Origin of the sequence: Bacillus sp. Marseille-Q1617 (assembly GCF_903645295.1) — a bacterium.
Classification (GTDB): Bacteria; Bacillota; Bacilli; order Bacillales; family Bacillaceae_B; genus Rossellomorea.
Genome location: NZ_CAHJXM010000001.1, coordinates 1000122 through 1017573, shown reverse-complemented (window position 1 = coordinate 1017573; position 17452 = coordinate 1000122). Strand labels below are relative to the sequence as shown.

Genomic DNA, 17452 nt, shown 5'->3' with positions numbered 1-17452 from the left:
ACATTTTTATTAAAAAGGGGAGAATTTTATGCGGAAGGAAGAAAGATTGGCCAAAGAAATAACCGAGCTTCTTGGCGGTCCGAATAATATCGGCGCGCTGGAATCATGTATGACGCGCCTGCGTGTAAAGCCAGTCGACGAGAGCAAGGTTGATTTAGCCGGCATCAAAAAGATAGACGGGGTATTAGGGGTTGTCGAAGCTGAAACCATCCAGATCATATTGGGGCCTGGGATCGTGACGAAAGTGGCCTCTGAAGTTTCTGCTTTAACAGGAAAATCCGTTTCATCTGTGGATGAGGATGAAGTCGAGGACTTTTCATTCGAAGGACTTGCAGACCGTACGAAAGCAGACTTGAAGAAGAAGAATGCTACACCATTCAAATTATTTTTAAGAAAAATTGCCAGTATCTTCATTCCACTGATCCCCGCAATCGTAGCTTCCGGATTAATCGCAGGGATCACAAACGTCATTGTCCGCTCAGGTGTAAACCCTGAATCGACACTGATCGAGATCCTTAACTTGATCGGCTGGGGTCTATTTGGTTACTTGGGTGTGTTCGTCGGTATCAATACCGCGAAGGAATTTGGCGGTTCCCCTGCTCTTGGCGGTGCAGCGGGTATCCTGATCATCAATCCTGGTCTAGCCAACATCACATTATTCGGTGAAGATCTTGTCCCTGGACGAGGCGGTTTGATCGGCGTTATGCTTGCTGCCGTCTTCATCGCATTCCTTGAGAAGAGAATCCGTAAGGTGGTCCCTTCTGCCTTGGATATCATCATTACACCGACTGTTTCCTTATTGATCACAGGATTTGCGACGTTAGTAGTCCTTCAGCCTGTAGGAGGATTCATTTCAGATTTAATCACAGAAGGTTTACTTAGCCTGATCGATATGGGCGGTTTCTTTGCTGGACTCATCCTTGCAGGAACATTCCTGCCACTGGTTGTTACCGGGCTTCATCAAGGTCTGACGCCGGTTCATATGGAACTGATCAATACTATCGGTAATGACCCGCTGCTTCCGATCCTTGCCATGGGTGGTGCAGGCCAGGTGGGTGCTGCATTTGCGATCTACTTTAAAACGAAGAATCAGAGATTGAGAAAAGTCATCAAAGGCGGACTTCCTGTTGGAATCCTTGGAATTGGCGAACCGCTCATTTTCGGTGTAACGCTTCCGCTTGGACGCCCGTTCATCACAGCATGTCTCGGGGCAGCCGTCGGGGGAGCATTCCAGGCAGTTTTCAAAACGGCAACCATCGCGATTGGTGTATCCGGAATCCCGCTTGCATTCCTTATGGATGACGGACAAATCCTTCTGTATCTTGCCGGCGTATTGATCGCCTACGTATTCGGCTTCATCTTCACTTGGATGTTCGGGTTCAAGGAAGAAATGGCAAAGGATATTTAAGCAGAATCATATAATAGTAAAGAAGGAGGATTTTCCTCCTTCTTTACGTTTTTTCATGTAAGGAGTGAGAATACAAGATGCTCGGAATTTCAATTTACCTAAAAGAAGAAAACAGGGAAAAGAATGCGGAATGGATCAGGAGAACCTCCGCTTATGGATTCAGGTCCATCTTCACCTCTCTTCATATCCCTGAAGATAATCCAGACACTTATAAAGACTTGCTTCAGGAGCTTGGCAGTCTGGCCCGGACCTATAACATGGAACTTCTGGCCGACGTATCACCGGCGTCATTGGGGCACTTGGGACTTGATTGGGACACCCTCCCCAGGTTACTCGATTGGGGACTTGCAGGCATCCGGGTGGACTACGGCTTTTCCCCGGACGAAATCGTGAGCCTTTCGAATCTCATGAAAACCGGGATCAATGCCAGTACCGTTTCGGAATCGGAGCTTGACAGCCTAATTGAAAAAGGATTAAATGTGGAAAACGTCGAAGCCTGGCATAATTTTTATCCACGTCCTGAAACAGGGCTCGACATTGGATTTTTAATCGAAAGAAACGTCATGCTGAAATCTAAGGGGATCACCACGATGGCCTTTGTACCGGGAGACGATACACTGCGCGGTCCGATCTTTGCAGGACTGCCTACACTGGAACAGCATCGCTATGTATCCCCTTCCCTTGCAGCCGCACAATTAAAATTTTCGGGATACACGGATAAACTATTAATAGGTGATCCTTCTGCAACAGATGAAACGCTGAAGGAACTAAGCAGTATCGACAAAGGAATTCTTCCATTAACAATTGATTTACTTGATGGTGCTGATCACTCTGCGCTGCTTAACGGGATACATACCAATCGGATGGATCCCGCACGAGATGTGATCCGGTCTGTGGAATCCCGTTCGTATGCCCGAATCGGGAAGACAATCGCACCCTCCAATCAAGTTCGGCGCAGCATTGGAATGGTTACGGTCGATAACGAGTTATACGGGAGATACTCGGGTGAGATGCAGATTGTCAAAAGAGAATTACCGAACGATGATAAGGTGAATGTCATCGCCAAAGTCATAAACGAAGACCTCCCTCTCATTCAGGAGATAAAAGCGGGAGGAAAATTCCAATTACTAGTGGGGGATAAGAAATGAATCTAACGAAATTAAACACAGAGCAGCAGAACCCTAAAACGCTACACATCGATTTGATGGAGACAGAAGAAATCGTTTCAGTCATCAATCAGGAAGATCTTCTTGTTCCGAATGCGATTGCAAAGGAAATCCCCGTAATCAGCTCAGTGGTCGATCGGATTGTACAAGCCTTCAAAGAAGGCGGCCGATTGATCTATACCGGTGCAGGGACATCAGGACGCCTGGGCATCCTCGATGCATCTGAATGCCCTCCTACATACGGAACGGATCCCGAAATGGTTATCGGGATCATTGCCGGCGGTAAAGAAGCGACTACGGAAGCGATTGAAGGTGCTGAAGATGATAATGAACAAGGTAAACAGGATCTAGTCGATATCGGGCTGACTGAAAAGGATGTCGTGGTAGGGATTGCGGCAAGCGGCAGAACTCCTTATACCATCGGAGCCTTACAATTTGCGAACGAAATCGGTGCTGCATCAGTGTCCGTTGTCTGCAGCAAAGACTCTGAAATGGAGAAAATCTCATCCTTTACGATTGCACCGATCGTCGGCCCTGAGGTGGTGACCGGATCTACTCGTATGAAAGCAGGCACTGCCCAGAAGCTTGTACTGAACATGCTGACCACGGCTTCCATGATCAAAATCGGAAAAGTATACGGAAATCTCATGGTCGATGTACAGATGACGAATGAAAAGCTGCGCAAGCGGGCTGAAAACATCGTCAAGACAGCAACCGGCGCCTCAGACGAAGAAGCAAGCACGGCCCTGAGTGAGCAGCAAAACAATACGAAAGCGGCCATCCTGCAAATCATGACCGGCCTCAAAGGAAATGAAGTACTCCAGCTGCTAGAAAAGCATTCAGGACACTTACGGGATGCGGTTTCAGCTTTTCATTCTTCCAAATAATCCATAGTTAAAAGGACGGACTTCTTTTTATAAGGGTCGTCCTTTCTTTCATCATTACAGCAAACATTTTTTTACAAAGGCGGTATATCCATGATCTCATCCTCATTAAAAAAACAATTCATTGAACTGGTCGGTGAAGAGAATTATCGCGACAGCTCTGCCGAGAGACTCGTCTATTCCTATGATGCAACGCCAAATTTCCAATCGATGCCGGATGCCGTCATCGTCCCCCGCAACACTCGTGAAGTCTCCGACATTGTGAAACTATGCAATGAGCACCGTCTCCCCATCGTCCCCCGGGGTTCCGGCACGAATCTATGTGCAGGCACCTGCCCGACGGAAGGCGGCCTGGTACTGCTTTTCACCCATATGAACCGCATTTTGGAGGTCGATGAAGAGAACTTGACGGTCACCGTACAGCCGGGAGTCGTGACGCTGGATCTGATTCAAGAAGTAGAATCAAGGGGGCTCTTCTACCCTCCTGATCCAAGTTCTATGAAAATATCAACCATTGGCGGGAATATCAATGAAAACTCAGGCGGCTTAAGAGGATTGAAGTATGGTGTCACCCGGGATTATGTGCTTGCTTTGGAAGCTGTCCTGCCAAACGGAGATATCATCCGGACAGGCGGAAAGCTCGCAAAAGATGTGGCAGGGTATGACCTTACGCGCCTGTTCGTCGGTTCGGAAGGTACGCTGTGTGTCATGACGGAAGCAACGTTGAAGCTCGTTCCCATGCCTGAAACGAAACAGACGATGCTCGCTCTTTATCAGGATATCGAAGCAGCGGCCCAGAGCGTTTCAAGCATCATTTCGAACCGGATCATCCCTGCCACCCTTGAGTTTTTGGACCAGCCTACGTTGGAAGTCGTAGAGGATTTTGCAAAAATAGGGCTGCCTACCGACGTCAAAGCAGTGCTCTTGATTGAGCAGGACGGCCCTCCTGAGGTGGTCGTACGCGATATGAAACGGATGGAAGAGATTTGTTTGGAAAACGAAGCGGTATCCGTCCAATTGGCAGTGACAGAAGTGGAAGCCGAAGCCCTTCGCACCGCCCGTCGTTCTGCCCTGTCAGCCCTGGCACGCCTGAAGCCTACAACCATTCTGGAAGACGCTACGGTTCCCCGTTCCGAGATAGCCAAAATGGTCAAAGCGATCAATGAAATCGCAGAACGTCATGAAGTGAAAATCTGTACGTTCGGCCATGCCGGTGATGGCAATCTTCACCCAACCGTTGCCACCGATGCCAGGGACCACGATGAAATGGAGCGCGTAGAAGCCGCTTTTGAAGAAATCTTCGCCCATGCCATCGAACTCGGCGGCACGATAACAGGTGAACACGGAGTCGGGATGATGAAAGCACCTTATCTCGAGTGGAAGCTGGGACCGGAGGGAATCGGGGCGATGAAAATGATCAAGCAATCGTTCGATCCGAATAATATCATGAATCCGAATAAAGTGTTTGCTAAAGAATCAAGAAAACGTGTGGTGATTACAAGATGACGACAACCAAGGAAAGACAAAAGATTCAGGGGGAGTTCAAGGCCCGAATGGATCAGGATGAGCTTTTGAATTGTATGAGATGCGGCTTCTGCCTTCCCTCCTGCCCCACCTATATCGAGTCAGGATTTAAGGAATCCCACTCCCCGCGCGGACGGATCGCTCTGATGAAAGCTGTTGCCGACGGCGTAATCGAACCGGATGAAGAAGTCGAACGAACGCTGGATTTATGCCTGGGATGCAGGGCCTGTGAGCCTGTCTGTCCTTCAGGAGTGAACTATGGCCACCTGTTGGAAGAAGCACGGGACATCATCAATCAGAATAAAACGCACTCCCTTCCAGTACGCGTTCTTAGGAAGACGGTGTTTGAAGGATTATTCCCCCACCCCGGAAGAATGAGAATGATCACACATCTTCTGGGAATCTATCAGAGATCAGGGATTCAGAAGGCTGCCCATGCCGCTGGTGTGATGAAACTATTTCCTGAAAGCATGGCTGTGATGGAAAGGGTGCTGCCAAAGGTTCCAAGATTGAAAGACATGAAGAATCGCCCTTCTTCCCTGCCTTCCATCGGTGAAGTGAAGAAAAAAGTCGCTTTCTTCTCAGGTTGCCTGATGGATACGATGTTTCTGGAAACCAACAACGCCACCACAAAACTCCTGCAGCTTGCCGGGTGCGATATCGTCATCCCGGATCAGCAGACATGCTGCGGCGCCCTGCATGGCCACAGCGGGGAAAAGGATGCCGCCAAAGGATTGGCCAAAAGGAATATAGAGGCATTTGAAGAGGCTGGTGTCGATTATATCATTACCAACGCCGGAGGGTGCGGAGCCTTTCTTGTCGATTATGACCATCTGCTGAAGGATGACCCGGAATGGAAAGAACGTGCAGCCAGGTTCAAAAGTAAAATTAAAGATATTTCTTCTATTTTAGTAGAGTTGGCGTTTCATAAGAAAGTAAAACTGCGGGCGGATGCGGAGCGGATTACGTATCAGGATTCATGCCACCTCCGAAACGTCCAGCGCACGTTCATGGAACCCCGACTCCTGCTTCAATCAGTCGAGGGTGCAGAGTATAAGGAAATGAAACAAGCCGATCACTGCTGCGGATCGGCCGGAATCTACAATATCGTTGAATCGGAAATGTCCATGAAAATACTCGATCACAAGATGGAAAACGCAGCGGCCACCGGGGCAGTGACAATCGTTACGGCTAATCCGGGATGCCTGCTTCAGATGAAGCTTGGGATTGAGAGGGAAGGACTATCGGATAAGGTGCGTGCTGTTCATATTGTAGATTTTTTATTGGATGCTGTAGAAGAGTAAAGATGGGACCGCCCTTATGGGTGGTCTTTTTTATGAAGAAGGTGGTGCCTGGTTCAATTCAGGGGGTTTGAGCCTGGCTCAATTCAGAGGTTTGTGCCTGGCTCAAATCAGGGGGTTTGTACCTGGCACCCATTCAGCAATTTGCACCTGGTACATGGCATGTGATTTGTACCTGGTACACCACACTCGTTTTGTACCAGGTACAATCCCTTACCTCATAATCCTTCCAAACTACTCCAAAGGGCTATCTGGCTTTTTCCCCGACGTACTTCTTCGTTGTCATTTCAATCGCTTCACTCATGATTTCCACCATCTGCGCAAGCTCCTCTTCACTCGCTGCAAGCGGCGGCATGAAGACGATTGTGTCCCCGATCGGACGTGTAAGCATGCCAAGTTCCCTCATTTTGAGGGTGGTATGGTACCCAACCCTGTCTTCCCATAGGAAAGACTTTTTCGAGTCTTTATCCATTACCAATTCGATGCCGCAAATCATTCCGAGCTGGCGTATGCTCCCGACGTGGGGATGACTCTTTAACGGCTCAAGCAGATTTTTAATCACTTCCGTCTTCTCCTGAGTCTTCCCAACCAGATTGTCTCTTTCATAGATTTCAAGGTTTGCCAGGGCTGCTGCACAGCCAAGCTGATTTCCAGTGTAGGAATGGCCATGGAAGAATGTTTTTAAAGACGTATAGTCATCGTAAAAAGCTTCATAGATTTCTTCCGTTGTCAGTGTAGCTGCGATCGGCAGGTAACCTCCCGTTATCCCTTTGGCCACCGTCATGATATCCGGCTGGACGCCTTCATGCTCTACCGCAAACATTTTACCTGTCCGTCCAAACCCGGTTGCCACTTCGTCAACGATCAAGAGGATATTGTATTTTTTGCAGAGCTTTTCTACCCCTTTGAAATAGCCCTTTGGCATTATGTTCATTCCGCCGGCCCCCTGAATGAGGGATTCAACCGTCATCCCGGCAATTTCATGATGATGTTCTTCCAAGATCGACTCCAGCTCTTGAAGGCATCGATCTCGGATTTCATCTGCATCATCCAGTTCCGGGTGATGATAGACATCTGGAAACGGGGCAACCAGAGAATGGAACATGAGAGATTTATAGACGCGGTGGAAGATATCCACTTTCCCCACGGAGATCGCTCCGACAGTATCTCCATGGTAGGCATTTTTAAGGGTGATGAATTTCTGTTTTTCCGGCCGCCCGATATTCTGCCAATATTGATAGGCCATTTTGATCGCGATTTCAACCGAGGTCGCGCCGCTGTCTGAATAGAATACCCGTCTCAGCTTTTCAGGGGCAAGGCCGATCAGCTTTTCTGCCAAAAGGATCGATGGGATGTTGGACGCACCAAGCAACGTGGAATGGGCGATTTTATCCAGCTGCTCTTTAATGGCAGTATTGATTTCTTCATTTCGATGACCATGAACATTCAGCCATAGAGATGAATACCCATCGAGATACTCGTTTCCATAAATATCACGGAGGTAGACCCCCTCTCCGCTTTCAATCACCAATGGATCTGTATCATAGTCTTTCATTTGGGTGAACGGCAGCCATAGATATTGACTGCTTTTTTCAATAAGCTTTTCTTGATTCATGCTGCATTGCCTCCTCTAAAACACTGATGTTCCATTTTTCCAGAATATATCCTACATCCAGTTCTTCCATTTCCTCTTCGTTTATGAATGGGAAGGTTCCCACGATAGGAACGCCAGACAATTTCTCGAGCATTCTTTTATTGTCTTCTTCGATTTCAGGCAGTTCACGGGGTGTTACGCGATTAAGGATGATCCCTGCAATTTGAATATTTCTCAGTTTCAGCGCCATCACCGATAAAATCGTGTGATTGATTGTTCCAAGCCCCGCTCTTGCTACCAGAATGACTGGCAGGGACAGTCGGCCGATCAGATCGATCATTGTTTCTTCCTCATTTAACGGCACGATCAACCCGCCTGCTCCTTCTACGAAAACAAGCTCATGTGAGTTTAATAGTTTTTGAGTTTGATTGATGATCGGCTGAGTCTCGATTTTCTTTCCTTCCACCGCCGCGGCCAAATGAGGAGAACTTGGTGTTTTTAGCAGATATGTATTGGTTTCGTCTCCAAATCGCCTTTTCGCTAATCGTTCATAAAAAACGGTATCCGGTGCAACCAGTCTGCCGCCTTCCCACTCCGCCCCGCTTTGTACAGGCTTGTAAGGAAATACGTCAACCCCCTTATCAAGAAAATAACGGGTTAGCACTGCTGTCATCATCGTCTTGCCAATCTCAGTGTCAGTTCCTGTTATAAAAAAACCGCTCACCACTTATCCCCCTTTTATTTGTGTTAACCGTATTTACTTTTAAGTTAACATATCTGATAATAGGTATCATACCACATATTTAGAAAGGATGAAATGGACATGAGTAAAACAAAGGAAATTGTCTTATGCGGCCTCTTTGCCGCACTGATGGCGGTCGGGGCGAATGTTTCACCGTTCCTGATGATCGGCGGGGTTCCCGTCACCCTTCAATTGATGTTTGCGATTCTTGCTGGAGGGATGCTCGGGAGCAGGACCGGGGCTAAAGCAATGACGGTCTATTTGGCTCTCGGGCTGGTCGGTGCTCCGGTATTTGCACAGTTCAAAGGCGGTCCTTCAAGCTTATTGAGTCCCACTTTTGGATTTGTGCTTTCTTTCATCGCTGTCGCTTTTGCAGTCGGAATGGTACTGGAACAAAAGCGTACGCTAGCAGGATATACTGGAGCGGGAATCCTGGCGTTGGTGTTGAATTACATAATCGGTACGAACTTCATGTATGCCGCACTGTCATTCTGGGCGGAGGCACCGAATGGTTTCAGCTATACAGTGGCATGGGGATGGATGGCAGCCTATCTGCCCCTGGACCTTGGGGTCACCGCTGTTTCAATGGTGATCTTACAGCGTTTATATAAAGCCGTCCCTTCAGTGCAGCCGCAGTATGTATCTAAGTAGGACGTACCAGAAGAACAATAAATTAAAAACTCAGCAGCCGATTATCTCTAAAATCAGCTGCTGAGTTAATAAACAATCCCATAAACCAAAAACCGCTCATACACATTATGCTCATATTCCCCTGAAAGATCGATCTCCTTCTTCAACTCGAATAATGGATGGTTCTCAAGGTAATGAACGTAATCATCCGAGCTGTAGTATAAGACGATTTCGATGTCACGGGGAGAAAACTCCAAAGAATACAGGATGTTATTGATGATTTTCATAAAGATTTGCACGGAAAAAGGATTAAAGAAATAGAAGACGTTATCACCCGGGTGGATTTCATACTCTTCAGCCAGGCAGCAATGAAATTCAACCGCACTCCTTCTTCCCTTCTTCTTTTTTAAATAGTTCTCCCTGTTCGCGACTGCTTCCTCATAGAACTGTTCGTTCATTTCAATACCAATGACGGTGGCCTCGAATAAATAATGGATAAAGAAGTTGAGCCGTCCTTTCCCGCAGCCAAAATCCACAACACGGTCGCTCTTCTTTAACTCATAGACTTGGAATAATTCCTGAAGGGCCCCGTATGGGGTTGGCTCGTAGCGGTGGTAATGGATCGACCTCGGCATCCCCATCTGATCCTTTCCGGTCTTTATATTCAGCAGCTCATCAAAATAGTGTTCTTTCATAAAAAACTCCCTGTCGAGGCAAGTTCCTCAGTGCTTTAACGCAGCGAGGGACGGGCCTTTACTTTTTAATCGGTTTAAGAATGGTCCTCTGCATGGGTACTCCACCCATGGAGACGGTCCGCTCTATGAACAGATACGGTTTACCGTCTATGGTAAAATGGCCGTTACCTTGATAGTGGACTTCTTTTCCTTGTTTTTCAAGCTCCGTCCTGATTGCTTCGATATGTTCCTTCTCCTTGAAATATCGTTCTTCAAAATCAATTTGAATATGCCCTTTCCTATAGCCCATGACCCAATTGAAAAGGAAAAGCATTCCTGCACCGATCAGGATGGCCAAGATGATTTCCATGATGAGCATCTCTCCTTTTATTCTATTACCTCATATACGATTTGAACAGATAATGGTTTCAGGAGACTGACTGTTTTCAATCAAATTATGTGAATCCTCAAACAACTTATGATATTTTAGAGAAGTCAATTATTTTAAGTAAGGAGCGAATGTTTACATGAGGGATAAAGAAGCACTCAAGCAGGAAATTCTGGATGCCTATGAATTCAGGCATGCAACAAAGCAATTTGATCCGAACAAAAAAGTAGCCGATGATGACTTTCAATTCATCATGGAAACCGGACGTTTATCCCCGAGTTCCTTCGGCTTTGAGCCATGGAGATTCCTTGTCATCCAAGATCCCGGTCTTCGTGACAAAATCAAGAATACGGCATGGGGAGCTTATGGGAAATTGCCGGAAGCTAGCCACTTTGTCATCATTCTGGCACGTACGAAATTGGATACCCAATATGACTCAGCTTATCTTCTCGATCATTTCAAAAATATCAAAAACATGCCAGAAGATCATATGAGTAAATACCTTGAGAAAATCGAGCAGTTCCAAAAAGTGGACTTCGACCTTCTGAACGGTGATCGACCACTCTTGGACTGGGCAGGCAAGCAAACGTATCTCGCTCTTGGAAACATGATGACGGCAGCCGCTCAAATCGGTGTGGATTCCTGTCCGATCGAGGGCTTCGATATCGATAAGATGAATACTCTGCTCGAAGAAGAAGGCTTGCTTGACGACGGCCATTTCAGCATTTCAGTCATGTGTGCATTCGGATACCGTGTAAATGATCCGGCCCCGAAAACGCGCAGACCGTTTGATGATATTGTGAAGTTTGTATAAGAAGAAAAGGAATCTGGCTGTTAAATTAAGTAGTTCAGTTTAGAGGTACAAAATGTTAATATCCAATGTCTTTTAGCATACGAATTCGCACCATTATTCGTATGCTGTTTTTTATTGCTACTACGGTTTATCTTTTGCCTTCAAGTGTGTTTTGGCATCTAAAATCGCATGACGTTTCCGCAACACTGACATATATATTGTACTCTTTGATTTAAGGGGCGAATTCACTAACGGATTTTATCCATTATGGGTAATTCGTTCTTATAGGAGTTAAAATAACTTAATAAATTCACTGATTGAAAAGTGATCCATTCTTCAAATTAAGCCCTTCGTTTGTTCAATAAGCAATTCTCTATTCTTCGCCCCCCTCCACCAAAAAAGCGAGGACTAATAAAGAACCAGTAGACCATAAGCTTATACCATAAAGGAAGAAATTTCCCTTATGAAAGAAATGGCGGGGAAAATAGGGTAAATAGAGGGAAAATTTTCCGCTATTTACTTAAAAAACTTGAATAATTGGGTGACTGAGCATGTTTAACGGAAAATTCTTCCCTTACTTACCTCTCCCAAGCTAAATTCTGCAGTTTAACGGAAAAATCTTCCGCTATTTTAATTGCCCTTCCTTTGGTGACTAACTCAATTAATGAAATTTATTAGGTGAATTTTATTACGAATTCACAGTAAAAAAGCAGTCCGTTTTGGACTGCTTTTTCTAGTTTTGCACTCCAACACTGAACTACTTACTGTCAAAGTCCAGATTCCTTTTTTACTGCTTTCGGAGCTCTTTGTTCACTTCATTAAACTCCAAATAAACCGTCGTACCCCGGTTCAATTCGCTTTTTACCTGTATTTTACCCTTCATGGAATTCACGATGATGCTGGCAGCCATGATGCCGAGTCCCGTTCCTTCATTTTTTGTTGTATAGAATGGTTCACCAAAACGGTGAATCTGCTCATCAGTCATCCCAAACCCTGTATCGGAAATGGAAATGACAAGCTTTTCCTTAAAGGTCATAGTAAGGTTAAGTTCTCCTCCGGCAGGCATCGATTCAATCGAATTCTTCATGATATTCATTACGCATTGCTTGAAGCTTCGGGCTTGTCCTTCAACATACATGTCATCCATTAGTTGAGTTTTTATTTTCACACGATGATGGAAGGCCAATGGCTCCATCAGCTCGATCAGTTCAACAATGGATCCCTTCACGTCGATTTGCTCCACTCTATCAGGTACGGAACTTGTGAATGTAAGATACTCTTCTATAACATGATTCGCCTGGTCAATGCCCTTCAGTGATAAGTCGAGGAACCGCTGCTGGGTGTCCTGATCTTTTTCATTCTTCATCAATTGTAAAAAACCCTTTGAGGAAGTTAACGGATTTCTGACTTCATGGGAAATGCTTGCCGCCAACTGTCCAACGACCTGAAGCTTTTCATTTTGAGTGGATAATCTTCTCATCGTCATCAGCTTGCGCAGTATCTCAACAGTCAATACGGAAAGAATCGTCGCTCCCAACGGAATGAGAACGATGCAGACATATTCATAAAACGTGATTTCAGCTCCAGACATATAGCCGAATAAAACGTTATAGAGGGTCATGAGTAAACAGATTCCCACTGAGTACATCAATTTTACTTTTTTCTCTGCTTTCAGAAACCCTTTATACAACACGGCTAAAATCAAGAAGGTACTAACATAATTCAGTATGACCAGTATGATAAATCCATCACCGATTATGGCAAGCCTCAACATGATGATGATCATCAACAATATAAAGGATACCCTAGGACCGAAATACAGACTGGCCAAGAAAAACGGGATCCTCCGCAGGTCTACATAGACCCCGGAGTCAAGCTTGGAGCTGAATATCACACAAAATAAGATGGTCAAAGAAGAGATGATGATGACAAGTGACCTGGAAGGTACTTTTTTCTTGATATCAAAATAAAGTGCGAAGAATAATAGACCGATTATGATGAAGAAAAAGTTTAATAATAAATTCGTCAACACAGAATCAAACACATCCTCCACCCCTATTCTTTTATTAATGTGAGGTTCTCAGATGAGTGTTCACGGTCAAATGGTTCTATCTTCTCAACCTTGCTGAGCTCAGTTGATGCGGAACTTCCTCCAATCAGTTCCCCTTTCTCATTGAATAAAGGGTGGCATGACACGTCATAATGATAAAGGCCGTCGGACATTGAAAATAGAATCGTTTTCCTGAGAGGCTTGCATTCAGCAATAACTTCTCTCTTCAATTCCATTAACTGTCTGGTTCCTGGATTATCATCCAATTCCACATCGTTCATCCCGATGACGGAAACTGCATCGAAATCAGGATGAGGATTGAAAATCCAAGTATATTCTAAATTAAGGTTAAAGTGTGCCACAATCATCGGGGCATCCTGTAAAGCAAAATAAAACGGACCTTCTTCCAATTCAAAGATAGACACGTGAAAGTTCAATAAATCAGCCAGATCTTCTGCTAGTGTTGCGTTTGGAATCCTGACGCCGCTTTCAATTTTAGAATAATAGGATCGGTCTATGTGAACCAGATTTGCAATTTCCTCTTGGCTGAATCCCTTTATTTTCCTTAACTTTTCAAGCCAGCTTCTTTTCTTTTGACCCATAAGCAACCCTCCTGCAAAACAACCTTTCTAGTTCTATTATACTGACACCGGATTCAAAAGCTATGTGCCTATTTTGGCACGTTTACCAAATTAAGATGAAAGTCATGCGAATCTTCATAATAAAGTAATAAATAGGTTTTTAATGGTAGCATTTTTTCTGTTTTTAACCTCTCCCGTTAAAAAAATCCAAAAAAACAATCCCGGATATATGCCGGGATTATCTTTTAAACCAGTCCGCTCCTTCATCCATATGGACAAAAGAGATATCTGTATCTACTTCACCATTTATTTGAATCATGTCAACGTCGTCACCCTTCAACCAATCTGCAAAGTCAAACACAACCGGATCCCGGTCGCCTCCCAATGCGAACCATGCTTTCATTTCTTTTGGCAGATAAGCAGATGTATGAATCGTGCCCGCCCAGCTGCCGTAAAGGTCTGAAAAGACTCCGCCATCACTGTCGTTCAAGAGGCGAAAAGCATCATCAATGCCGGAATGCCCCCCTCTTCTCTTTTCCATCACGGCTAATCTTCGCTTTGAATCGACCAAGTGATTACGATTTTCGTCTTTCATGATTTCAAAATGGTTGGTACAGGTGTTAGACTGCCTCACTTCGACCCCTCGCGGTGAAGTTTCAACGATGAATGTTTGGCTGCTCTTATCATGTACAACATAACTGAACGAATGCCGATGAGGAATTTCCTTCAGGAGATCCACCGCTTCATCCACTGAAGCCGCCGACTCAAGTATAAGCCTGCCGATCATGCAGCAAATGAACCCGCCGCCGGGATTCTTCCGGTGCATGAAATTATAGCCGACAGCCAAGCCCTTCTCATTCATGCCGTCCATTCTTCCCGTCACCCGCTGGCTGGGTCCGATCATGCCATATCCTGTATCCGTCGGCTGGTAAAAAACGTAGCGTCCTTCGTATGTCTTTGGATGATAATCATAATTCCTGACCATATAGTCTTGGCCAGTCAGAATCGAACAGCCGGAACGAACGTAATCGACCCTGTAGCCGCCGAACTCCTGAAGGATCTTTTCCATCGGCCACTCCAGTGCTTCCTCGAGGCCGAGCAGTTCGTCCCAGATGCCGGGGGCAAACCGCGTGATGACTTCCTTTGTTTCATTCACATCGATTGAAAATCGCGGCTTTCTGACCTTCCACTGATTTTCACGGTTTTTGACCGTAATGGAGTCCTTGATGCGTTCTCCCTGCATGTATCCGAAATCATAATGATTTCCCCTGAATTGTATGATGTCACTATGTATGGTTTTCATTACAGTCCCTCTTTTTAAAGCATTTTCCTTATAGGATAATGGAAAGCATTTGAGAAATAAAGAATGGTGCCTGGCTCAAAGGTGTGAGTTGAGCCAGGCACCATGATTATGCTTCCCTCGATAAAGAATCTTTCGTGAAGAGAATGATGCTTAAACATGTAAGGAATGCCACTGCAGTCACGAGGATTCCGACCATGAATCCAAGGGTGGCCATGAATGTGTCGTCTCCGGGAAACCGGGGGACATAAGAGACGATTTGATAATAAAAAAAGACGGCCATACATAAATAGAAGCTGCTGCCGGTCACGGCAATCTTCACCCGTTCCCCCTTTTTCCAGCTGCGTGCGGAAGCGATCGATTTCCACACAAGGATGCTGACGATGACTGCAAGCATCATGATCACCAAATGAAAATACGGGATCATTAAGTACGAAAGGCCGATCAAAATCAAGCCAGTCATGCCGAACAAGAATAGATTGATACCGAATAAACATAATCCCGCGAGCCACGGATTGGCAAACCATGAATAGTTCTTCAAAGAGTGAATCCATTTCAGTTGATAGCGATCGCCTTTTTTCCCAGCCATCATCCATGCGATGACTCCGAGAATGAGAAGCAAGAGTGTCAGTGTCAAAGTTACATCCCCTTCTTTTGCGTATAGTTTAGCCGTATACCTTTTTCAGAAAATCCTCTTCACTGATGATTTCTACTTTCTTCCCATCGTTGATCAGCTTTTCGGCTTTCATTATTTTAGAAGACTTTTTACCTTTTATCATGACATCTTCATAGTTTCCAAGGATGATATAATGGGTTTTCGCTGTCACACTGTTCTGCGGCTGCCCTCCACACCCGGCAGCCATCTTTGCTGCTTCTGCTCTTGAAAAATATTTAAGTTCACCGGTAAATACGATGTTTTTTCCGTAAAAATCATGGTTTGGATCTGCGTCTTTTGAGACTTCAAACTGTCTCATATCGAGTTTTTTCGGATATTTTTTTATTAAAGAAGAACGATAGATACCCTCGGATATTTCACCGGGTGTGATTCTAGTCTTATTGTAAAGAGAATCAAAGTCTGTAACCCCATACTCTTCTGCAAGCTTCAGCATGATATGCGCACAAGCTTCGGCATCATCTGCAGCATGGTGATGATTCTCTAATTCTATTCCGAAGTGGGTACACACTGAAGAAAGCTTGTATGCAGGAAGACCAGTGACCATTTTCCTCGACATCTGATAGGTGCAGAGAAATTGATTGTATACCGGCTTTACACCATATCGGGCAAGATTATCACGCAGGGCAAAGCCATCAAAAGATAGATTATGTGCAACCATCAACTTATTTTCTATTTTTTCTTTAATTGAATGGTAGAAAGCATCAAACGTCTGCGCACCTTCCACATCCTGAGGGGTGATTCCATGGATATTGATATTAAACCTATCAAAATCCTCTTCCGGATCAATTAATTCATAAAGCGTATCCACTATTTTCCCATTTTCCACAAACACCATGCCGACTGAACAGATACTGTGCCTCGAACGATTAGCTGTCTCAAAGTCAAAAGCAATAAAATCCCTCATATCAAGTCACCCTTTCTTTTGAAGCGATTTTAGCAGGGATATGTATATACATCATTATTAAGAGTGAAAAATTCATTAAGCTTTCTAATTTTGATTTTACTATAACCCTCTCCCTCTTACCATAAAACACCTTACCCGTTCAATAAATTGAGACCTCAAACACTAGTATTAATTTGTATTATTAAACCAAAAAAAGGACAGTCACCTGTCCCCCAATAAAAGTATGTGCCGCTATTTGTTCTTTTCAATGATCGCATCGATGATCCCGTATTCCATCGCTTCCTGTGCACTCATGAAATAATCACGGTCGGTATCGAGGGCGACCTTTTCGATGCTCTTGCCCGTTTTTTCCGAGATGATTTCGTTGATATGCTCCCTCAGCTTTAATATCCTTTTAGCCGATATTTCAAGGTCTGTCGCCTGACCCCTGGCTCCTCCGAGCGGCTGATGGATCATGATCTCGCTGTTCGGAAGTGCGAACCTTTTTCCTTTCGTACCGGCGAGCAGGAGCATCGCCCCAAAGGAAGCGGCCATACCGGTGCAGATCGTCCTGACATCGGGGCTGATATACTCCATCGTGTCAAAAATCGCAAAACCTGCGGACGTTGAACCGCCAGGGCTGTTGATATAGAGGGAAATATCCTTTTCCGGATCATCCGCTGCCAGGAATAGCAGCTGGGCTACAATGCTGTTGGCCATATGATCATTAATCTCATCGCTCACCATGATGATCCTGTCTTTCAACAACCTCGAATAAATGTCATAGGAACGCTCACCTTTGCTTGATTGCTCGATTACATATGGGATGGTACTCATTTTCATTCCTCCTCTTGAACG

Annotated in this window: 17 protein-coding genes; 7 read left to right on the top strand and 10 right to left on the bottom strand. The window is 45.2% G+C overall.

Annotated features, from left to right (window positions below; all coding sequences use genetic code 11):
* Positions 1-28 precede the first annotated feature (28 nt).
* The 5 genes from HWX64_RS05045 (at position 29) to HWX64_RS05025 (ending at position 6286) form a co-directional block, all read left to right on the top strand.
* A complete protein-coding gene (locus HWX64_RS05045) occupies positions 29-1408 on the top strand; it encodes a PTS transporter subunit EIIC (protein ID WP_175987826.1) in 1380 nt (459 codons plus the stop codon).
* Positions 1409-1485: 77 nt separating this feature from the next.
* Entirely contained in the window at positions 1486-2556 is a 1071-nt protein-coding gene (locus HWX64_RS05040; RefSeq protein ID WP_175987823.1) for a DUF871 domain-containing protein, read from the top strand.
* Complete coding sequence (murQ, locus tag HWX64_RS05035; protein ID WP_175987821.1) at positions 2553-3461, top strand: N-acetylmuramic acid 6-phosphate etherase; 909 nt, start codon at positions 2553-2555, stop codon at positions 3459-3461. The genes HWX64_RS05040 and murQ overlap by 4 nt, the downstream gene beginning before the upstream one ends.
* A 90-nt stretch (positions 3462-3551) precedes the next feature.
* Positions 3552-4964 (top strand): glycolate oxidase subunit GlcD, encoded by a 1413-nt coding sequence (gene glcD, locus HWX64_RS05030; protein WP_175987819.1) that lies wholly within the window; start codon positions 3552-3554, stop codon positions 4962-4964.
* Positions 4961-6286, top strand: a complete 1326-nt coding sequence (locus HWX64_RS05025) for a (Fe-S)-binding protein (protein WP_175987818.1) — start codon at positions 4961-4963, stop codon at positions 6284-6286. Before glcD ends, HWX64_RS05025 begins: the two co-directional genes overlap by 4 nt.
* A 244-nt stretch (positions 6287-6530) precedes the next feature.
* On the opposite strand, the gene bioA is transcribed toward HWX64_RS05025, so the two are convergent.
* Positions 6531-7898 carry an adenosylmethionine--8-amino-7-oxononanoate transaminase gene (bioA, locus tag HWX64_RS05020; protein ID WP_175987815.1) on the bottom strand — a complete coding sequence of 456 codons (1368 nt, stop codon included), beginning with the start codon at positions 7896-7898 and terminating at the stop codon, positions 6531-6533.
* Complete coding sequence (bioD, locus tag HWX64_RS05015) at positions 7876-8601, bottom strand: dethiobiotin synthase (protein WP_175987813.1); 726 nt, start codon at positions 8599-8601, stop codon at positions 7876-7878. The genes bioA and bioD overlap by 23 nt, the downstream gene beginning before the upstream one ends.
* A 93-nt stretch (positions 8602-8694) precedes the next feature.
* Between bioD and HWX64_RS05010 the strand changes: the two genes are divergently transcribed.
* Positions 8695-9270, top strand: coding sequence for a biotin transporter BioY (locus HWX64_RS05010; RefSeq protein ID WP_175987812.1), 576 nt, complete (start codon positions 8695-8697; stop codon positions 9268-9270).
* A 65-nt stretch (positions 9271-9335) separates the two neighbouring features.
* On the opposite strand, the gene HWX64_RS05005 is transcribed toward HWX64_RS05010, so the two are convergent.
* Together HWX64_RS05005 and HWX64_RS05000 are read right to left on the bottom strand one after the other, a co-directional pair.
* Positions 9336-9944, bottom strand: coding sequence for a methyltransferase (locus HWX64_RS05005; RefSeq protein WP_175987809.1), 609 nt, complete (start codon positions 9942-9944; stop codon positions 9336-9338).
* Between the two features lie 58 nt (positions 9945-10002).
* Positions 10003-10293, bottom strand: coding sequence for a hypothetical protein (locus tag HWX64_RS05000; RefSeq protein ID WP_175987807.1), 291 nt, complete (start codon positions 10291-10293; stop codon positions 10003-10005).
* 157 nt (positions 10294-10450) lie between these two features.
* Here HWX64_RS05000 and HWX64_RS04995 point away from each other — a divergent pair, with 157 nt between their 5' ends.
* A complete protein-coding gene (locus HWX64_RS04995; RefSeq protein WP_175987806.1) occupies positions 10451-11125 on the top strand; it encodes an NAD(P)H-dependent oxidoreductase in 675 nt (224 codons plus the stop codon).
* 766 nt (positions 11126-11891) lie between these two features.
* Here HWX64_RS04995 and HWX64_RS04990 read toward each other — a convergent pair.
* The 6 genes from HWX64_RS04990 to clpP all read right to left on the bottom strand — a co-directional run bounded on the left by HWX64_RS04990 (position 11892) and on the right by clpP (position 17431).
* The gene (locus HWX64_RS04990) at positions 11892-13148 is read right to left on the bottom strand and encodes an ATP-binding protein (protein WP_175987804.1); all 1257 of its coding nucleotides are present in this window, start codon (positions 13146-13148) and stop codon (positions 11892-11894) included.
* Between the two features lie 11 nt (positions 13149-13159).
* The gene (locus HWX64_RS04985) at positions 13160-13756 is read right to left on the bottom strand and encodes a helix-turn-helix domain-containing protein (protein ID WP_175987802.1); all 597 of its coding nucleotides are present in this window, start codon (positions 13754-13756) and stop codon (positions 13160-13162) included.
* A gap of 217 nt (positions 13757-13973) precedes the next feature.
* Entirely contained in the window at positions 13974-15038 is a 1065-nt protein-coding gene (locus tag HWX64_RS04980; protein WP_175987800.1) for a C45 family peptidase, read from the bottom strand.
* Between the two features lie 106 nt (positions 15039-15144).
* Positions 15145-15672, bottom strand: a complete 528-nt coding sequence (locus HWX64_RS04975) for a hypothetical protein (protein WP_175987799.1) — start codon at positions 15670-15672, stop codon at positions 15145-15147.
* A 28-nt stretch (positions 15673-15700) separates the two neighbouring features.
* The gene (locus HWX64_RS04970) at positions 15701-16615 is read right to left on the bottom strand and encodes an exonuclease domain-containing protein (RefSeq protein WP_175987797.1); all 915 of its coding nucleotides are present in this window, start codon (positions 16613-16615) and stop codon (positions 15701-15703) included.
* Between the two features lie 231 nt (positions 16616-16846).
* Entirely contained in the window at positions 16847-17431 is a 585-nt protein-coding gene (gene clpP, locus HWX64_RS04965; RefSeq protein WP_175987795.1) for an ATP-dependent Clp endopeptidase proteolytic subunit ClpP, read from the bottom strand.
* Between the last annotated feature and the right edge of the window lie 21 nt (positions 17432-17452).

Bases quoted from the DNA above. Each gene is read 5' to 3' on its own strand.
- clpP (WP_175987795.1), bottom strand. From the start codon at position 17,431: ATGAGTACCATCCCATATGTAATCGAGCAATCAAGCAAAGGTGAGCGT.
- HWX64_RS04980 (WP_175987800.1), bottom strand. From the start codon at position 15,038: ATGAAAACCATACATAGTGACATCATACAATTCAGGGGAAATCATTAT.
- HWX64_RS04985 (WP_175987802.1), bottom strand. From the start codon at position 13,756: ATGGGTCAAAAGAAAAGAAGCTGGCTTGAAAAGTTAAGGAAAATAAAG.
- HWX64_RS05045 (WP_175987826.1), top strand. From the start codon at position 29: ATGCGGAAGGAAGAAAGATTGGCCAAAGAAATAACCGAGCTTCTTGGC.
- bioA (WP_175987815.1), bottom strand. From the start codon at position 7,898: ATGAATCAAGAAAAGCTTATTGAAAAAAGCAGTCAATATCTATGGCTG.
- HWX64_RS05000 (WP_175987807.1), bottom strand. From the start codon at position 10,293: ATGGAAATCATCTTGGCCATCCTGATCGGTGCAGGAATGCTTTTCCTT.
- glcD (WP_175987819.1), top strand. From the start codon at position 3,552: ATGATCTCATCCTCATTAAAAAAACAATTCATTGAACTGGTCGGTGAA.
- murQ (WP_175987821.1), top strand. From the start codon at position 2,553: ATGAATCTAACGAAATTAAACACAGAGCAGCAGAACCCTAAAACGCTA.
- HWX64_RS04970 (WP_175987797.1), bottom strand. From the start codon at position 16,615: ATGAGGGATTTTATTGCTTTTGACTTTGAGACAGCTAATCGTTCGAGG.
- HWX64_RS05040 (WP_175987823.1), top strand. From the start codon at position 1,486: ATGCTCGGAATTTCAATTTACCTAAAAGAAGAAAACAGGGAAAAGAAT.
- HWX64_RS05025 (WP_175987818.1), top strand. From the start codon at position 4,961: ATGACGACAACCAAGGAAAGACAAAAGATTCAGGGGGAGTTCAAGGCC.
- HWX64_RS05005 (WP_175987809.1), bottom strand. From the start codon at position 9,944: ATGAAAGAACACTATTTTGATGAGCTGCTGAATATAAAGACCGGAAAG.
- HWX64_RS04995 (WP_175987806.1), top strand. From the start codon at position 10,451: ATGAGGGATAAAGAAGCACTCAAGCAGGAAATTCTGGATGCCTATGAA.
- HWX64_RS05010 (WP_175987812.1), top strand. From the start codon at position 8,695: ATGGACATGAGTAAAACAAAGGAAATTGTCTTATGCGGCCTCTTTGCC.